2 protein-coding genes and 1 pseudogene are annotated in these 2,416 nt (G+C 37.2%); 1 reads left to right on the top strand and 2 read right to left on the bottom strand.

The window, feature by feature from the left end; all coding sequences use genetic code 11:
* A pseudogene (locus FFR48_RS29815) lies at positions 1-259 on the top strand (hypothetical protein); the annotation flags it as partial.
* Here FFR48_RS29815 and FFR48_RS27290 read toward each other — a convergent pair.
* Both FFR48_RS27290 and FFR48_RS27285 read right to left on the bottom strand, forming a co-directional pair.
* Positions 220-1,386, bottom strand: a complete 1,167-nt coding sequence (locus FFR48_RS27290) for a glycosyltransferase family 4 protein (RefSeq protein WP_162501989.1) — start codon at positions 1,384-1,386, stop codon at positions 220-222. The pseudogene FFR48_RS29815 and the gene FFR48_RS27290 overlap by 40 nt on opposite strands.
* Before the next feature lie 190 nt (positions 1,387-1,576).
* Positions 1,577-2,416: transposase (locus FFR48_RS27285; RefSeq protein WP_162501988.1), on the bottom strand; the 840-nt coding region annotated here is incomplete at its 5' end.

The following is a 2,416-nucleotide window of genomic DNA, read 5'->3' as shown; positions in this document are numbered from 1 at the left end:
TTTGAAAGTGATGCGGAAACAAAAATCTAAACGTCCAGATCCTCCTTGGATTCAATATATAAAACAACATACTCGTCATTATATTGAAACCGTATTTAGTTCGATTACAAGTGATTTTCCCAAATCCTTAGTTAGCTTTTTTGTATCGGAAACTCTACAAACTCTGGACAATTACTCCATTCAAGTTGATCTGAAATTAATTTGTAACTTTTCATGCACTTATTTTTGTTTAAAAGACTTTAAATATTCAAGAATCTGAAATGCATGAGATTTCCAGGTGTAACTGGTGCTAAATCTCTTTGCAGCACGGGCAATGTTCTTTGTCTTTTCCAGGTCTAATATCAAATTATTAATCACCTCTACAAATTCATCAACATCTCCCACCGGGCATAAATAACCATTGTTGCCAGAATCAATATAATCATGCATTGCTCCCTCATCTGATGCAACAACACATAAACCACAAGCCATAGCCTCTAAGGGTGTTTTGCCAAATCCTTCATAAAAACTGGGAAAAATAAATATTCCGTGCTGGCTATATGTTTCTTTAAGTTGAGACTGGGACATCCAGTCTAAAAGCTGAACACGCTCAAGTATATCGGGCAAAATTAAGGTTCTTATCCTCCCATGATCTTTAGCAGAAGCTACCCAGGTAAACCTGATATTTGGATTTTCAATTAAGACACGGTTGATAATCTCAGCTAAAACAAAATAACCCTTAAAGAAGGCAAATTGACCCACATAGAGTAAATTCCACCATTTTACTGGAGATGTATCGGTGTCTATCAATTCTGGCTGGTTTAACAATTCATCGGACAGTCCTTGAGGTGCTAAACAAACTTTACCTTGATCAACTTTGAGAAAATCAGTCAAAAATTTCTCATCCAAACTTGAGCTAACTATAATTCCATCGCAATATTTGATCACCTCTTGCCACTGACGATCTAGCAAACTTCGCAGAGTATATGTGATCAAGGGAGGATAACGAGATTCAGGAATATGATATTTTTGATGCCATTTTGGTAATACCTGATTAACTCTTAACTCAACACCATGACTCCGATTTAAAATCACTCCCGGAAAATTACTCTGTTTTAGTGCTTTACAAGCAAGGTAAGCTTGAGGCTGATCCAAAATGATTAAGTCGTATTGTTTAGCTCGAGTTGCCTTCATAACAGCCTGACGGTAGGCTCTAGGTTGCTCTAACAAGGAATGGAGATTACCGTGAGCAATGCGCCTGTGTCCTAAATCATCAGCCCAAATTTCATCTACCTCATGACCAATTTCTCTCAATGCTTGGTTGGTGTAATAAACTGTTCCTGCGGCTCCAGAGTTAGGATCGCAAGGAGTATCGGCAACTGTCAGAATGCGTAAAGGAGAGTTCATAAATGGGTTGGTAGGAGTTGCATGTAAAAACGAGTTGCCTCGGTGGCACATTTCTTCCATGTGTAGGATTGTGAAGTAGTCACAGCCTGTTTGCTCAATTTGGTGGCAAATTCTAAGTTTTTTAAAAGTAAGGATATTCGGTTAACAAATTCTTCTAAATTACCAACTTCACATCAATACCTTAGCCAAATTACGAGGGTGAAACGGTTGTAGAAGTATTGTGAATACGACCAAGAGAGGTAAGCTTGGCAAAAATCTGGGATAATAAAATAGGGTCTGGTGGTTCTGGAAGCATTTTTAAAATTTCACGAACATATCGAAAACCACGGTAGTAAGCCTTTAAATCAACAATACCAGAACCAGGATTATCTTGACGGAACTGAGCTAAAAGATAATGGGATAAGTTGACCATGAAAAAAGAAAGATTAGCCGCATTAGTCACTGTAATTTGACTCCGATTCATAAAATCCTCTAATCCCCAAAATTGCTTGGCATCACGAAAATTAAACTCGATTTGAAACCGCAGTTTGTAGTAGTCAATTATCTTCTCATAGGACAAATCTAGGTCACTAGAAAATAGAATCACATGACTACGAGCATTCGTCTTGATATTGGTTTTCACCAAGATAACTACATTTAGAGGTTGGGCAAATTCTTTGTGCAGTAAAGTAGATTGATAAATATCAGTTTTGATATCTTCTTCAATACTACTTTGACGCAAATATACCCCAGGAATATTACGCCAGTCTAGCTTATCTCCGTATTTACGACGAGAACGATGATTGGGGTCAGGATGTTGGTAAGGTATATATAATGCTGTATCATGGCGCAATTTGGAAATTATGTGCAAGTTAACCTGCCGCGCCATCTGCAAGGAATTATTGTTTCCAAAATGACCATCTAATACTAAGTAAGTAATGGGAATCAAATTAGCCATTAACTTGAATAGCTCATTAATCATCTTCTTAATTCTTAGTAATTCAGATGTGAAAACCACCTCTTTTTTGTTTTTATTCTTACTCCCTTTTGG

Source organism: Sphaerospermopsis reniformis (genome assembly GCF_005402885.1).
Classification (GTDB): domain Bacteria; phylum Cyanobacteriota; class Cyanobacteriia; order Cyanobacteriales; family Nostocaceae; genus Sphaerospermopsis; species Sphaerospermopsis kisseleviana.
This window is presented reverse-complemented; position numbering and strand designations above follow the sequence as displayed.

Coding starts and splice junctions, on each gene's coding strand:
- FFR48_RS27290 (WP_162501989.1), bottom strand. CDS start 1,386: ATGAACTCTCCTTTACGCATTCTGACAGTTGCCGATACTCCTTGCGAT.